The 14,727-nt window shown below is 55.2% G+C and carries 10 protein-coding genes; 3 read left to right on the top strand and 7 right to left on the bottom strand.

The genetic code is table 11. The features are described from left to right. Positions 1-27: 27 nt before the first annotated feature. On the top strand, positions 28-738 hold the full coding sequence (locus ACI5FR_RS10770) for a glycerophosphodiester phosphodiesterase family protein (RefSeq protein WP_405454243.1): 711 nt from the start codon (positions 28-30) through the stop codon (positions 736-738). Here the strand turns inward: ACI5FR_RS10770 and ACI5FR_RS10765 are convergent. The 3 genes from ACI5FR_RS10765 to ACI5FR_RS10755 all read right to left on the bottom strand — a co-directional run bounded on the left by ACI5FR_RS10765 (position 710) and on the right by ACI5FR_RS10755 (position 4,074). Continuing rightward, complete coding sequence (locus ACI5FR_RS10765) at positions 710-1,567, bottom strand: amidohydrolase family protein (protein WP_405454241.1); 858 nt, start codon at positions 1,565-1,567, stop codon at positions 710-712. The two genes, ACI5FR_RS10770 and ACI5FR_RS10765, sit on opposite strands and share 29 nt — an antisense overlap. A 355-nt stretch (positions 1,568-1,922) precedes the next feature. Beyond that, on the bottom strand, positions 1,923-2,858 hold the full coding sequence (locus ACI5FR_RS10760) for an RpnC/YadD family protein (protein WP_405454239.1): 936 nt from the start codon (positions 2,856-2,858) through the stop codon (positions 1,923-1,925). 106 nt (positions 2,859-2,964) lie between these two features. Continuing rightward, positions 2,965-4,074: an ATP-binding protein gene (locus ACI5FR_RS10755; RefSeq protein ID WP_405454237.1), complete on the bottom strand. Its 1,110-nt coding sequence runs from the start codon at positions 4,072-4,074 to the stop codon at positions 2,965-2,967. A gap of 245 nt (positions 4,075-4,319) precedes the next feature. Here ACI5FR_RS10755 and ACI5FR_RS10750 point away from each other — a divergent pair, with 245 nt between their 5' ends. Next, complete coding sequence (locus ACI5FR_RS10750; protein WP_405454235.1) at positions 4,320-7,574, top strand: glycoside hydrolase family 44 protein; 3,255 nt, start codon at positions 4,320-4,322, stop codon at positions 7,572-7,574. A gap of 50 nt (positions 7,575-7,624) precedes the next feature. Here ACI5FR_RS10750 and ACI5FR_RS10745 read toward each other — a convergent pair whose 3' ends face one another. The 4 genes from ACI5FR_RS10745 to ACI5FR_RS10730 all read right to left on the bottom strand — a co-directional run bounded on the left by ACI5FR_RS10745 (position 7,625) and on the right by ACI5FR_RS10730 (position 13,154). Then, entirely contained in the window at positions 7,625-8,503 is an 879-nt protein-coding gene (locus ACI5FR_RS10745; protein ID WP_405454233.1) for a phosphotransferase family protein, read from the bottom strand. A gap of 199 nt (positions 8,504-8,702) precedes the next feature. Continuing rightward, complete coding sequence (cstA, locus tag ACI5FR_RS10740) at positions 8,703-10,496, bottom strand: carbon starvation protein CstA (protein WP_405454231.1); 1,794 nt, start codon at positions 10,494-10,496, stop codon at positions 8,703-8,705. 149 nt (positions 10,497-10,645) lie between these two features. After that, on the bottom strand, positions 10,646-11,392 hold the full coding sequence (locus tag ACI5FR_RS10735) for a LytR/AlgR family response regulator transcription factor (protein WP_405454229.1): 747 nt from the start codon (positions 11,390-11,392) through the stop codon (positions 10,646-10,648). After that, the gene (locus ACI5FR_RS10730) at positions 11,367-13,154 is read right to left on the bottom strand and encodes a LytS/YhcK type 5TM receptor domain-containing protein (protein ID WP_405454227.1); all 1,788 of its coding nucleotides are present in this window, start codon (positions 13,152-13,154) and stop codon (positions 11,367-11,369) included. Before ACI5FR_RS10730 ends, ACI5FR_RS10735 begins: the two co-directional genes overlap by 26 nt. Positions 13,155-13,291: 137 nt before the next feature. Here ACI5FR_RS10730 and ACI5FR_RS10725 point away from each other — a divergent pair, with 137 nt between their 5' ends. Beyond that, complete coding sequence (locus tag ACI5FR_RS10725) at positions 13,292-14,665, top strand: extracellular solute-binding protein (RefSeq protein WP_405454225.1); 1,374 nt, start codon at positions 13,292-13,294, stop codon at positions 14,663-14,665. Positions 14,666-14,727: the final 62 nt, after the last annotated feature.

The raw sequence follows: 14,727 nt of genomic DNA, 5'->3' as shown, positions 1-14,727 counted from the left end.
CTAATTGGGAAGGAGTCGAACTAACAAATGAACGCTGTGAAATATGTCGCCCACCGGGGACTCAGCTTGCATGCGCCGGAGAACACGCTCCCCGCCTTCGAGCTCGCCGGACGAGAGGGCTTCTGGGGTATCGAATGCGATACATACTGCACGACCGATGGTCGTTGGATCGTGCATCACGACCGGACGGTCGACCGCATGACGGACGGAACAGGCCGGACAAAATCGTTTACGTTCGAGGCGATCCGCAGCTTGAATATCGTTTCGGGGCATGGGATCGCATCGCATCCCGGCACGCGTATTCCGACGCTGGAAGAAGTGTTGGCCGTCTGCCATTCCTATGGCATGCATGCCTTCGTCGAGATCGAGGAATACCACTGCGACGCCGATCTGGAAGAGCTCGTAGCGTTAGTCGAACGATGCGGCATGACCGGCCAGACGAGCTTCATCTGTTTCAACGCCGACGATCTGAAGAAGGTGCGCTCCCTCCATCGCGACATCCCGCTCGGCTACCTGTCGGCCAAGCCGCCTGCGCCCTCCGATCTTGAGCTGGTCGAGCAGCTCCGGCCGGCCTTCCTCGACTATGACCACAGGTCGACGACGCTTGAGGACATCCGGACTTGTGCGGCCGCCGGGGTGGACGTCTCGATCTGGACGGTCAACGACAAGGAGATCGCACGTCCGTTCCTTGAAGCGGGGGTCGCCTATATTACGACGGATACGATTCTACGCGAGTAGGCTTGTAGAAGCGTATTGCATTGCCGCCGAACAAAGCGTCATGCGCCTCCGGCGGCAGCTCGGGCGGCAGCGCCTTCACCAAGGCGTCATGTACATCCCCATAGCTGCAGGTGGTCAAGCAGACCGGCCAATCGCTCCCGTACATAATCCGGTCCGGGCCGAAGACGCTGACGACGTGGCGGACATAAGGGGCGAGCTCCTGCCAGCGCCACGCCGCTTGGTCCGCCTCCGTCACGAGGCCGGACAGCTTGCACATGACGTTTGGATACTCGGCCATCGCGGCCAAATGCTCTCGCCATGGATCGAGGACACCTTCCGCGATGAAGGGCTTGGCCGCATGGTCGATGACCGCCGTCAGCGTCGGGTACGTCTCCATCACCTCCAGCATGTATGGAAGGTGTCGGGGCCTCAGCTGCAGATCGAGCGGGAACCCGTCCCGGACGATCCGCTCGAGATTGCGCATCACCTGGGGCCGGAGGATCCACGGATCCGGGAGATCCTGCAGCATCGGCCGGAAGCCGACGAAGCCTTCGTGCCGGCGCAGACGGGCGTAGGTCTCAGCGAACTGCTCGGCCGGCGCATCCAGCTCGAGCCACCCGACGACACCGATGATCGATTCATGCTGATCGTACAGGTCGAGCATGAACTCGGTCTCCTCGACGGTAGGGGCAGCCTGGACGACGATCGTGTGCCGGAAGCCATAAACGGCGAGCGTATCCTTCAGCTGCTCCGGCATATAGTCCGCATACAGCAAGCCGGTCCATGGCGTCAGCCACCCGTAATCCCCCCGCTCCACCTTCCAGTAGTGCTGATGTGCATCCACTCTCATCTTTTCGCAACCCCTCGCTCTCCCATTTTGCTTCTACTCTTGCATGCCTTCATTATAGGCAACCGAAACCGGCTAATCCATGGATAGAGTTTGGTTTTTCGGCGGCAAAATCTAAAATCAAAAAACCTCTGAAGCCGATCCCTCCAGAGGTCGTTGGTTGATATGGAACGAGGTTCCACTATTTCCCTCGATAATAAAGGAATAGCTACCTTAAGGGAACGTGATTCCGCTATTACCGGGGGAATCGGTCAATAAGTGCGGGTTTTCAGAGTTTAAGGGAATGACGTTCTTCTTACCTTCCCCTATCAAGGTTTTACCTAAAATAATGGAACCAGGTTCCCTCCCTATTGCTTAATCAGCCTTTCCTGCAAGCCTCATTCACCAGTTGCTGCGCTTCCTCCAGCCGCGACACGCGGAACAACCGATCAGCGAGTTGCTCCAACTGCTCGAGATCATTTAAGTTTGCTATCTTGTTGTCCATATCAGCGCGTTTTTCCCCGAACTGAGCCTGCAGATACTTGTTAATAAACTTGCGCGCTTCTTCGAGTTTTCCTTCGAGCTTGCCTTCGATCTTGGCATCGATTTCCCACTGGGTTTGCAGCTTGGCCAACAAGCTTTCTTCCTGACGGTCCAGCATTCGGATTTCCTCCTTTAGCATCAGCTTCTCTCTATCGTTCAATTTCAGATACGTATCGAAAAATCCCGTGATCAAATGCATGCGGGCCGGATCCAGTTCCATCCGCACAAGCATGCGCAAAAACTCCAGCTTCACCTGAACCTTCTCATCCTCAGTATATCCCATCATGCTTAGAAGTGCAGCAGCTACTGGGTTATCCCGCCTTACATATTGTCTCCAATTGCACTTTTGAAGTTCAAGTGTGAAAAACCGATACTTCAGCACTTCCAAGAAAGCAAAGCCCCAACCAAACGAATCCGGCTCGATCCGGGCTTCTTTATGGCTGAATACGGCAATCGGCAAAATGCGGCGTCGGTATTTTTCAAATAGGCGACTGGAGTAAATAAACATGCGCTCCGCAAAATCCTTCTGAAAGTACGATTGCGGCTCCACGTGAACGATAATGAGCACTTCCTCGCCGCGCAGCTTCGTCTCCGCCAGCAAATCGACCCTGCGCCGCTCTCCAGCGACCAGATCCGTGAACAGCTCCTCCGACAAAAACGTAAGCGGATTGAAATCGATACTTTCATGAACCTCGGCAAAAAACACTTCCATAAATTCGTGAAAAAACGTTTGGATGAGTTCTTTGAACAACCGATCGTGATCAATAGCCATGCATGACCTCCCTTAAAAAGTTTAATGCGAAACAAAAAGCACCGGCCAAACGCAGCAGCTTAGGATTCCTAAGCTTGCGTATGGCGGTGCTTCCGCTACTGTGATTTTAGCCGTCAATGAGCTGAAAAGCAAGACCCGGATAAGCGGCGTCCAATTGGGCCAAAGCGGCTTCGATCTGACCGCGGTCGAATCCGACGCCGAACAGATCGGGCTCCGGCTTGAACGTTACACTGGTCCCAGTCTCGCCAGTGAGGCCCACCGTCATCAGGCGGGATTGCGGGATGCCGTGGAGATAGTCCTGGCGATGCACTTTGCCGTCCCGGCGTATCTCGACCGACAGCTTCTGCGAGAGGGCGTTCACGACGGCGATGCTGATCCCTTTCTCCGCGCCAGGCACCTGGAAATGCGTCATGCCGCTGAACCGGTGAATATCGGTTAGAATCGATTGCACCGCCGGAACATTCGAGTTCGGCAACGCTTGAACCGGAATGCTGCGCCCGTTGTCCGCCACGGTCACACTGCCATCCTCATGCAGGAAAATGCCGACCCGGTCCCCGTACCCGGCTTTATGCTCCAGAATCGAATTCTCCAACACGGCCCACAGGAGCTGATGCGCATCGTAAGCTTGGGAAGTACCGCCGAAGTACACTCCGGCGTTGTTGCGTGTCTCGAGCATTTCCATATAGGTGGTCGTATCGAGCAAATCATTCACCGCCGCCAGCAGCAGCAGGAAAGGTAAATTGCGATGCGCCGGCAGCGCATAGCGTCCCCCGGGCTCCTGTACAAGCAGGTCCGCCCCGATCAGTGCCTTGAGATGGTGGTACAGCTGCCCCGTTGTACCCATACTGAGCCGCTCTACCAGCTCGGCGCCGGTCAGCGATTCGCTCATCACCGCCTTCAGAATATCGAGACGCTGCTTATGCCCGAGCGCCGCCAGCACCTTGGCCGCCTTCTCGCTGTTCATGCCGAGCAAAAGCTCCATCCGTCGCTCTTGAGGCTGCCAGCGAATGGCTTGCCCGTTCAATTGAACATGGCCGGAGTAGAACACGGCGCTTGGGTCTTGCTCAGTTGAACTGCCTGCAGGAATCGTAGCGGTCTCCGGGAGGCTATTTGCTCCCGCCTTTTTACGCTCCAATACGAATTGCTGTACGAGCTGCTGAAGGTCTGCCATCTGCTGCTTGAGCGCATCGATCTCGCTCCCCAAATCACGGGTCATGGTCACCACCAACCTTTACGCATTATGATATTACGTTATTACCTAATTATTATAGTACGTAATTACGTAAATGTAAAGGAAGATATGTAATAACATTCCCCAATATGCATCCAAAAAAATAAAATTTCTTATAAAAATGTAATATACGTAACATTATTTATTTGAAAAAAGTGGTAAGATGGCTTTCGTGGGATCGGGCCCTCCCAGAAATCAGAGAGAAATCGATAGGAGTGGAATGATTGTTTATGAATCTTTTACGCAACACATCCCTGAAACGCCTGTTGGTGATCGTGACCGCCTGGCTGCTGCTGTTAAGCGGAATTCAGCTCGTCCCTGAGCTTCCAACCGCTGAAGCGAAAACCGCCATCTCCGTGACCGCCACATCGGGAGGGACGGTCGCTCCCGGATCGAGCACCACGGTCCAGGTGACCGTCAACGCTTCTGAAACGAAGTCCATCATGGTGGACATGGAAATTTTCGATGCTTCCTTTGCGCGTGTCGCTCAAGTTGTAAAAGACAACATCAAAGTGACGGCGAACGTACCTACAACCGTTCCAATCGTATGGGAAGTCCCAGCGTCGTTACCGGCCGGCACGTATATCGTCAGCCTCGGCGTATTCGGTGCCGGATGGAACCCGGAGATCAATGAATGGTTCGCCGGTGCGACTCGCCTTCAGGTGTCCGGAGGCTCCACGACGCCGATTCCGGCTCCGACCGGATTAACCGCCGTGCCGGCCATGCGCTCCGTAGCCCTCACATGGAACCCGGTCACGAATGCTTCCGGGTATGAGGTCGAAGCCGACGGTACCGTTACCGCGGTAACATACGCGTCGTACGAACATACGGGGCTTCAGCCGGACACGCCGCACAGCTATCGAGTTCGGGCGAAGCAAGACTCAGCCTTGGGTGCGTGGAGCCCCATCGTAACGACGAGGACGCTTCCAGACCCTACGATTCCCGCCTCGATCGTGAGCCTCAAAGTTCAGACCGGCTCGAGCAGCACGACCCAGATGCTGGGACCTAACTTCATGATCACGAACAAGAGCGGTCAGCCGCTTAACCTTAACAAGCTGAAGCTGCGGTATTATTTCACGCTGGACGGAGAAGATGTTCCCCTGTCGGTCGGATTCTGGAGCTCCGCGGCCGAGACGAGCGTGCGGATCGTGAAAATGCCGATTCCCGCCTCCACAGCCGACTACTATGCGGAATTCGGATTCGGAGACCACTCCGGTACACTCGCGGCGGGCGCCTTCGTCCAGATTTATACTTGGATGAACAAAACGGATTGGTCCAGCTTCAATCAGACGAACGATTATTCCTACAACGGCTCGGCCGAGCTGGCGGAATCACAGAGCATCACCGGATACTGGGCCGACACGCTCGTCTGGGGCATCGAACCGGAATTGCTCGATCAACCTGCATTCCCGTCCAACATAACCGCGGCGCCAACCGATACCGCAGTGGCCCTCACTTGGGAGCCGGTGAACGGCGCGACCGGCTATACCGTTCTTGCCGACGGCAAGGCTTACGAAGTCAGCTCAGGAACGGCTCTCGTTCACGAGTGGTTGAAATCCGGAACCCGGCACACTTACAAGGTAAAAACGAAATCCGGCACCCAAGAGAGTGTATGGAGCCCTCCGATTTCAGTGAAAACGACAGGCCTTCAATACATTCCAGCTCCTACAAGCATCAAGTCGCGCAAAACGGACACCTCCATCACGCTCACATGGGAAGCGCCGGATGCGGTCATCACAGGGTACGATATCGAGGCGGACGGCCAATTACTGGACAACGGAACGAGTAAGTCTTTCGTGCATAACGGATTAACGCCCGGCTCGCTGCATACGTATCGGGTGCGGGCCAAGGAAGGGACCACGCTCGGTGAATGGAGCGCGCTGCTGACTCAAAACACGACGAAGACGCCGAACGGTCCGTTCGACGTGCAGATCAGCGTCGACCCTACAGCGGAGCGCGCGCCTATCAGCCCTTACATTTATGGGACGAACGACGACTTGACCGGAACCGAAGGCTGGACCGCACGCCGGATGGGCGGCAATCGGCTGACGACTTACAACTGGGAGAACAACGCGTCCAATTCCGGCGACGACGAAGGCTTCCACAGCGATTCCTACGTCGCCCATTACTACGGCGGAGTCCCGTGGGGCGAGGAAACCTCGTCGAAACCTGGGATCGGGGTAACCGGATTTCATCAGAAGTCGCTCGCAGGCGATGCCTATTCGCTCGTTACCCTGCAGACTGCAGGGTACGTGGCGGCCAAGGATACGGACGGGTATGTAACCAAGAGCGAGACCGCCCCTTCGGCCAAGTGGGTGCAGGTCAACCCGGAGAAGGGAGCTCCCTTCGAGACGATCCCTAATGTGAACGACGGTGCCGTCTATATGGATGAGCTCGTCCATGCGATGGTGGGTAAGTTCGGCAACGCCTCTACCTCTACAGGAATTCGCGCCTACGAACTGGATAACGAGCCGGAGATTTGGCACAAAACGCATGAATACATGCATCCCCAGCTCACTGGTGCGGAAGAAGTGTTGACGAAAGGCATCGCGCTGGCGAAAGCGGTCAAGCAAGTCGACCCGTTCGCAAAAATTTACGGCCCGGTGACATTCGGCTTCGACGGATTGTACAACATGCGGGGAGCCCCGGACTGGAATGCGCTGAAGGGCAACTATGCATGGTACCTCGACTACTACTTGGACGGATTCCGGGCGGAGGCAGAGAAAAACGGCGGACAGCGGCTGCTCGATACGCTGGATATCCACTGGTATCCGGAGACAACGGCCGGCGGCTACCGGATTCAGGACTATCGCTCCAATGACAACCTGGAGACAAACCTTGCACGCGTGCAGGCCCCCCGACAGCTGTGGGATCCGAGCTATTCCGAGGAGAATAACTGGCTGTTCGATTTTTACGGCGAGTTCTTCCCCTTGATTCCTAGGCTGCAGCAGTCGATCGAAACGTATTATCCCGGGACGAAGCTCGCTATTACGGAGTACAATTTCGGTGGGGAGAACAATGTCTATGGAGGCATCGCTCAAGCGGACGCGCTCGGCATCTTCGGCAAGTACGGCTTGAACGACGCTTACTTCTGGCGAATGACCGGCGGCGTAACGGCCTCCACCTATATTTCGTCCGCCTTCAAGCTCTATACGAACTACGATGGCGCCGGCTCGAAATACGGGGATACGAAAGTGAAAGCCGAAACGAATGACATCGAGAACAGCTCCGTCTACGGGTCCGTCTATGAAGCCGACGACGGCAAGCTTCACTTGATCGTGATGAACAAGAATCATCAATTCGACATGAACGCCGTGCTGAACGTCGCCGGACCGAAAGCTTACAAGTCCGCGCGCGTCTGGGCGTTCGATGCGAACTCGGATCAGATTACGGAACGCGAGCCGGTTACGGGAATCAGCGGCAACTCGTTTACGTATACGATTCCTGAGTTGACCGTGTGCCATATCGTGCTCAGCGCCGAATAACAACACAAACGCCCTTGGATCTCCGTTAAGAGACGCCAAGGGCGTTGGTCTTATTCACTCAGCTCTAGCAAAATAGTCCGCAATTGCCGGTAGGCATCTGTCCATCCCATCTTCGCATAAAACCGGAGGGCATCCAAGCCCTTGAAATACTGCGCGCCAAGCAACCGCTCCTCGAAATTCGGGATTTCAATCCCAGCCTGCTCTTGATAATTCCGATAAGCCTGCACCACATCGAGCTCACCCAAGGTACCTCTCAAGGTTACTAAGTCGACCAGAAAATCGCCGTAGGCGAAGTTCCCGTCGATGATCCCCGTGATACGCCGACCGTCCGATATAATGTTCCACGGGTGGAAGTCTCCATGGATGAAGTGCCGGTGCGGTTCATTGTAGGGACAGTAAGCGATCAGGCGAGCATAGCATTCGTCGAACACGTCCCGTTCCAGACAGGTGGTCTCGAACAAGTCATACCAGCCCTCCCAAAAGGTCCCCTTCTGGTGCTCCGAGAAAAAGTCGAGGATATAGTCTCTCCAGGTTGGATAGGTGCCCTCTCCATCGGACCGGATCCATCCATATCCGCTGGAATCGCCTATCTCCACATGGTTCATTCGCGTCAAGAGCCGCATCAGCTCCGGAAGCTGACGTCGTTTCTCCTCGGCGGAGCATTGGATCAAATTGCCTCCGGCCACTCGTTCCGAGATCGAATAATACAGGGACCCCGCTTTCCCTTGGCCGATACACCGGGGAAACGGGATGCCTTGGCCGGACAACAGATCCGCTATGAACCGTTCCGTCGCATAGGCCCCGTCCAGGTCGCTGAACTTAATGACGAACCCTTTCCCCGCCTGCCGGAACGAAAAAACACGGCTCAAATTGCCGCCTTCCATCGGGATAATGTCCGTCACATCAAGCCCCGTATTTTCTCTAACCACCCGTTCAACATCCTTTAGGGCTATTATTGGTTTTGCGTAAGCCGTCCTCATACCCTCACCCCCATACCCCTTATTTTCTAAGGGGCATGAACGCGCGGCAAGGGTCGAGTTTGGTTTTAGTTATTTTGACTCGCCGTTTCTTATTAAAGTAAAACAGGTACAGCCTCTCAAAATTGTTGAGAAACTGTACCTTTTTGTTTTATGCCGATATGGGCTTTAATTTCCCTTGCGGAGAGTTCAGAACGCTGATCCATTTCTTGATCGCGGTAACGAGAATGATCACGCCGAGCACCAGCATGATAATGGACAAGACGCCATTCAGCACATTGTAGCCGGTCGCGCTCGAATTCAGGTACACATTCTTCACCATCCAGTATCCAGCATAGTTCACCGTGACGAACAGGTAGGCTAACGGAATGAGACAGGTCAACATGTACCAGCGTTTATCGGCAATATGCAAGATCACCGTCGCTCCGACGATCAGTCCGATCGATGCCATGAGCTGGTTGGACACCCCGAACAGCGCCCACACCGAGCTAATATCGCCGGAATAGAGCAGGTAGCCCCACATGACGCACGCAAGCGCGCTGGCGAAGATCGTACCGGGTACCCAATCCACTTGCTTGAGCGGTTTGTACACTTCCCCGAAGAAATCCTGGATGAGGTAGCGGGCCGTCCGGGTTCCGGCATCGATGGCGGTTAAGATGAACACCGCTTCGAACATAATGACGAACTGGAAGAAATACGGCGCCAGATGGCTGAACCAAGGAATTTTGGTGAAAATATATGTCATGCCTACCGCGAGCGTAACCGCACCGCCTGTACGGCCTTCGAGACTCAGCCCGATTTCTTGGCTCAGCTGCGGCAATTGGGAGACGCTCATCCCCAACTTTTCGAACACGGCCGGATTGGAGTTGATGGCGAAATAATCGCCCGGCTGCAGCGCGGTAGCCGCGATCAAGGCCATAATCCCGACGACGCATTCGACGAGCATCGCCCCAAAGCCTACCACCTTAATGTCGCTCCAGCGATTGATCATTTTGGGCGTCGTACCGGACCCTACGAACGCATGGAAGCCGGAGATGGCCCCGCAAGCGATCGTAATGGAGATGAACGGCCAGACGGGACCGGCAATAACCGGACCGCCGCCGCCCACGAACTGCGTGAAGGCCGGGAATTGAATGCCGGGATTAATAATAAACACGCCGATGATAAGAGCGATGAACACCCCAATCTTCATGAAGCTGCTCAAGTAGTCGCGCGGGGCGAGCAGCAGCCAGACGGGCAGCGCGGAAGCGAAGAAGGCGTAACCGGGCAAAATAAGAGCCAATGTCTTCGCATCGAACGTCAACCAGTCTCCAAGTGCGGTATCCTGAATGGAAGGACCGATGAACACCCCGATCATCAGCAGCACGAAGCCGATCGTTGAAGCTAATTTGAGATTGCCGGTTTTCTTATAGAAAAGGCCGACTCCCATCGCAATCGGGATCGTAATGCCTACGGCGAACGTCCCCCAAGGGTTGTTCTCGAGCGCATGGATCACGACCATCGACAGTCCCGCCATCGTGATCGTAATGATGAACAGCATGGCGAGCCCGGTACAGAACCCGGCGACCGGACCCAGCTCGTCTTTGGCTACTTCCGACAACGACTTGCCGTTTTTGCGCATGGAGGCGAACAGGACCACGGCGTCGTGGACCGCACCCCCGATAACGGCTCCGATCAGCAGCCACAAGAGACCGGGCAAGTACCCGAATTGCGCGGCCAGAATCGGACCGACGAGCGGACCTGCGGCGGCAATGGCCGCGAAGTGATGGCCGAACGTGACCCACTTATTCGTGGGAACGTAATCTTTTCCATCGTTCAATGCATGAGCCGGCGTCGGTGTGGATTCGTTCAGTTTTAACACCCTGGCCGTAATAAATGTGCCGTACAACCGGTAGGCGATCATCAGAATACAGATCGATCCTATCACTATTGTAATCGCATTCATCTTGTAGCCCTCCCTAATCTCTATATGTCCTCATCTTACTTCATGAAACATTCATCCTTTCGTTTTCAGGACAGAATGCAGAGGTTAGGGAGTGAATAACAAGATCCGGGGACTGAAATGCATGGCATGCGGATCCTCGATAAGCTTCTTCAAAATCCGATGAATTGCTTCAGCTCTTTCATATAGGTTCGGCTCACCGGCACCTTGGACCCGTCCTTCATAATAAGCGTATAAGTCGAGTGAAACCAAGGCTGGATCTCCACAATCGCTTCCAGGTTGACGAGAAACGCCCGATGCACGCGAACGATCGACGTGTTCTGCAGCTTTTGTTCAAAGGCAACAAGCGGATCGCTCACCTTATACTGCTGATCGTCCATGGCTACTACCGTTTTCCCTTCCACCGACCCGATATAGATTATTTTGCTTAGACTCACCAATAAAATACGGTCTTCTACGACAATGGCCAGTTTTTCGGTCCGATCCGGTGTAGACGGCTTTTTGTAAGGCGATGCGGTTGGACCGGAGTCCCGAACCGAGGCAAGCTTGATGAGCTTTTCTACCGTTTTCCGGATGCGGCCTTCGTCGAACGGTTTAAGAATATAGTCGATCGCGTTTAACTCGAACGCCTTCAGCGCATATTCGTCGTACGCGGTCGCGAATACGATTTCGGGCCGATGGTCGAGCTCGGACAACCGCCGGGCCAAGTCCAGCCCGTTATCTTCCGCCAGTTGAATGTCCAGAAACACGACATCCGGCTGTTCCCGATCGATCCCTTCCAGCGCCGTTTCCAGGCATTCGGCTTCCCCGACTACTTCGACATGTTTATTGCGCCGAAGAATATAGGTCAATTCCTCTCTGGCAAGCGGTTCATCATCTACTATAAACGCCTTCAACATGCTGATCTCCCCACCTATTCTCGCTGTAAGGAACCCGAATGACGACCCGGGTGCCGCTGTTCCGCTCGCTATCGATCGTGAAGACGGCTTCTCCCCCATAGATTTCCTCGATTCGCTTGCGGATATTATACAGCGCCGTCCCGGTCCCTTCCGATGAATGTACGGTATGCTTTCCGAGGATGTCAAGCAAATCGGTCGGGATCCCTTTCCCATTATCTTCAATGCTTAATATGACATCGTCCTTTTCCTTATACCCGTGGATCGTGACATGTCCTTTGCGTTTGGCCTGCATTTTCGCGAAGGCGTGACGTACGGCATTCTCCACTAAAGGCTGCAGGGTGAACGGCGGAATCAACACCTTCTCGACCGTCGGCTCGATCGCCAAGCGGACCGTATATTTATCGGGAAACCGGGCCTGCTCGAGCGATAAATACGCTTCTACATGCTCCAGCTCCTTCTCCAGTGGAATGAGCGTCTGACGCGCCCCTTGCAGGTTGCTGCGGAAAAACACGCTCAGTTGCAGCAGCAGTTCTCTCGCCTTTTCCGAATCGGTCCGGCACAGGACGGAGATCGTGTTGATCGCGTTGAACAAGAAATGTGGGTGAACTTGCGCCTGCAGCGCTTTGATCTCGGCGTCCTTCAACAGCTTGCTTTGGAGCTCGGCTTCGGCCAATTCCAGCTGCGTAGAGAAGAGGTTGCCTAGTCCTTCCGCGAGCTCCTGTTCCACCTGATCCATTTGATTCGGATTCGTAAAATACAGCTTCAACGTCCCTACCGTTTTGCTATGCACTTGGAGCGGCAGCACGATGGCGGCCTGCAGCGGACAGTTTGGGTGAAAACATTGAATCTGTTCCTTCGCCTTGGCGGTCAATATCCGTCCCTGCTCCAGGACTTGCTTCGTCAATTCGGTAGACAAGCTCTGCATCGGAATATGATGATCGGCGCCGGCCCCGACGTGAGCCAATACTTGATGCCGGTCGGTAATGGAGATCGCGTCGGCATTCGTCAATCTCAAGATGATTCCCGCAACTTCCCGGCAGGAATGGACATTCAGGCCTTGGCGGAAAAAAGGAAGCGTTTGATCGGCGATATAGAGCGCCTTGTGCGTTTGCAAAGCCCGCGCGCGCTCCTTGTCCTGCACGATCGACTGAATGATCAGCATGAACAAGAGCGTCCCGAACCCGTTGATCACGATCATGGGGATCGCGATAATCTGGACGAGCGCCAGGGCGGATTCGAACGGTTTGGCGGCCAGTAGGATGATCCCCATCTGAATGCACTCCATCACGATCCCGATCGCTACCGCCTGCCACGGGGCTTTTTTCTCGTTTTTGCGGAACCGCTTGCCGATCCAGCCGGTTACAATCCCGGCGAATATCGTGGAGATCCCGCAAGCCACCGCAGTAAAGCCGCCCAGCGTAATCCGATGCAAGCCGGCGATCAAGCCGACCCCGGCACCGACCAGCGGGCCCCCGAGCAATCCGCCAAGCGCTACGCCCAGCACTCGCGTATTGGCGAGGGCGCTGTCATAGTTCACATCGAGCTGCCACACATGGGAGGAAATAGAACCGTTGCCGATTTCGATGCCCGTATAGTTGCTGATCACCCCGAAGGCCCCGAATATGGCAATTAACATTAGCTTCTCTCGCAAACCGTGCTCATTATGAATGATCTGACGGAAGGAACTCAGTCTGGACAGCAAAAACACGACGATCAGGAGCAATCCGACTCGCTCCAGCATCAAGATCAACAGATTGACCAATCGGACCACACCTCCCCCCTCCGTTTTTATGTTCTCATTATACCGAAATCGGCCTCGCGAAGGCCTAGCATATGATGGCAGGATGGCATATAATTCGATTGATTAGCCGAGTTTGAATGTGGCAGGGAGATAGTTAGATGAAAAGAGACGATTTTCGCTACGTTGAGATGGCCGGGCTGCTGAGGACCGAGATTGTGTCGGGGTATCTGAAGCCGGGGCAATACTTGCTCCCCGAGGTGGAGCTGTGCCGGAAGTACTCGATCAGCCGCAATTCCCTGAGGCAAGCGCTGGAGCTGCTGACGGAGGAAGGGCTCATTGTCCGCATGAGAGGCCGCGGCAACAAAGTGGCGGACCAGCTCCCTGCCCTGCCGTACGACACGAATACGCTGGTCGTGCTGAGCCCGTACCGGTCATCGTTCGCCGAGAGCGCGCTGCCCATCCTCATCTCCATGTTCCGACAGCAGTTTCCGAACGTCGAAGTGAAGCTGCTGTATACCGGGTATTTGGTCGAAAATATTATGCACGACTTGACCGGACTCGGACTGAAGCCGGATATCGTACTCGCGTGGGACCGGCATTTCGCCGAGTTTAACGTCAAGGAATTCGTACCCGTAGAGGACCTGATCGCGGATCTAAGCGACATCCCTGAGAAAGTAGCCGGGATCTTCCGCAAACAAGATCAGCTCTATGCGGTTCCCGCAACGTACTCCCCCATCTTCTTGGCCTGCAACCCGCAGCTCTTCGACGCCGCCGGTATCCACAAGCCGATCGAAGGCTGGAGCCTGGACGAGTTCGTCCACGCGGCCAAACGGCTGACCCGCGACGAGGATCGGGACGGGATGAACGAGACGTACGGGTTCGGGTTGTCGAGCTCCATCATCCGCTGGCCGGTGCTCGCGATGAAATACAGCTACAACCGGCAGCCGCAAGCGTACCGCTCCGCTTATTTGCCGGCGGAAGGCATCCGGGATGCGCTTCGGTTTATGCGCAACATGATTTATAAGGAACAGCTTTGTCCCGCGACAGAAGTGGGAGACTGGGCGTTCTTGAACGAGCTGTTCGATGAGGGCCGAATAGCGATGATTCTCACGACGACGCTCGCCACCAATATGAGGCGGCAGCCGTTCCCGGTGCAGGTGCTCCCGCTGCCCAAGCGGCCCGGAGGCTCGAAGGGCAGCTTATTAATCGCCAACGGATTGATGATCTCCCGATTAAGCCCCAACATCGAGTTGGCGAAGCGATTCCTTCAGCTCGCGCTCGATGTCGAATTCCAAAGCCGGATGGCCCGGGAAACCGGCTTTCTCTCGATCTATAACAGCGTGAACCGCGCGGTCTGGTCTCCCTATGAGCGGAGCGCGCTAGGCATTCATCCGGAGCAGCTCGAGGAGTCCCATTTTATTTTCGACTTGTTCCCGGATCTGGGCAAACCACAGGAGATGGAGCGAAGCATGAAGAAGTTCTGGGCCGGTCTGGAAAGCCCGGAGCAGCTCGTCGACCGCCTGTTTCCATAAACATGTGAAAGGAGCCGACCGGCCTTTTGCCGGCGGCTTCTTTTTTTTCGTTGACAGATGAC

Origin of the sequence: Paenibacillus sp. HJGM_3, from assembly GCF_045062745.1 — a bacterium.
Taxonomy (GTDB): Bacteria; Bacillota; Bacilli; order Paenibacillales; family NBRC-103111; genus Paenibacillus_AA.
The sequence above is the reverse complement of the archived record's forward strand: the minus strand, read 5'-3'. Positions and strand labels throughout refer to the sequence as shown.

Excerpts from the sequence above, each read along its gene's own strand:
- ACI5FR_RS10770 (WP_405454243.1), top strand. The coding sequence starts at position 28 with ATGAACGCTGTGAAATATGTCGCCCACCGGGGACTCAGCTTGCATGCG.
- ACI5FR_RS10765 (WP_405454241.1), bottom strand. The coding sequence starts at position 1,567 with ATGAGAGTGGATGCACATCAGCACTACTGGAAGGTGGAGCGGGGGGAT.
- ACI5FR_RS10760 (WP_405454239.1), bottom strand. The coding sequence starts at position 2,858 with ATGGCTATTGATCACGATCGGTTGTTCAAAGAACTCATCCAAACGTTT.
- ACI5FR_RS10755 (WP_405454237.1), bottom strand. The coding sequence starts at position 4,074 with ATGACCCGTGATTTGGGGAGCGAGATCGATGCGCTCAAGCAGCAGATG.
- ACI5FR_RS10750 (WP_405454235.1), top strand. The coding sequence starts at position 4,320 with ATGAATCTTTTACGCAACACATCCCTGAAACGCCTGTTGGTGATCGTG.
- cstA (WP_405454231.1), bottom strand. The coding sequence starts at position 10,496 with ATGAATGCGATTACAATAGTGATAGGATCGATCTGTATTCTGATGATC.
- ACI5FR_RS10735 (WP_405454229.1), bottom strand. The coding sequence starts at position 11,392 with ATGTTGAAGGCGTTTATAGTAGATGATGAACCGCTTGCCAGAGAGGAA.
- ACI5FR_RS10725 (WP_405454225.1), top strand. The coding sequence starts at position 13,292 with ATGAAAAGAGACGATTTTCGCTACGTTGAGATGGCCGGGCTGCTGAGG.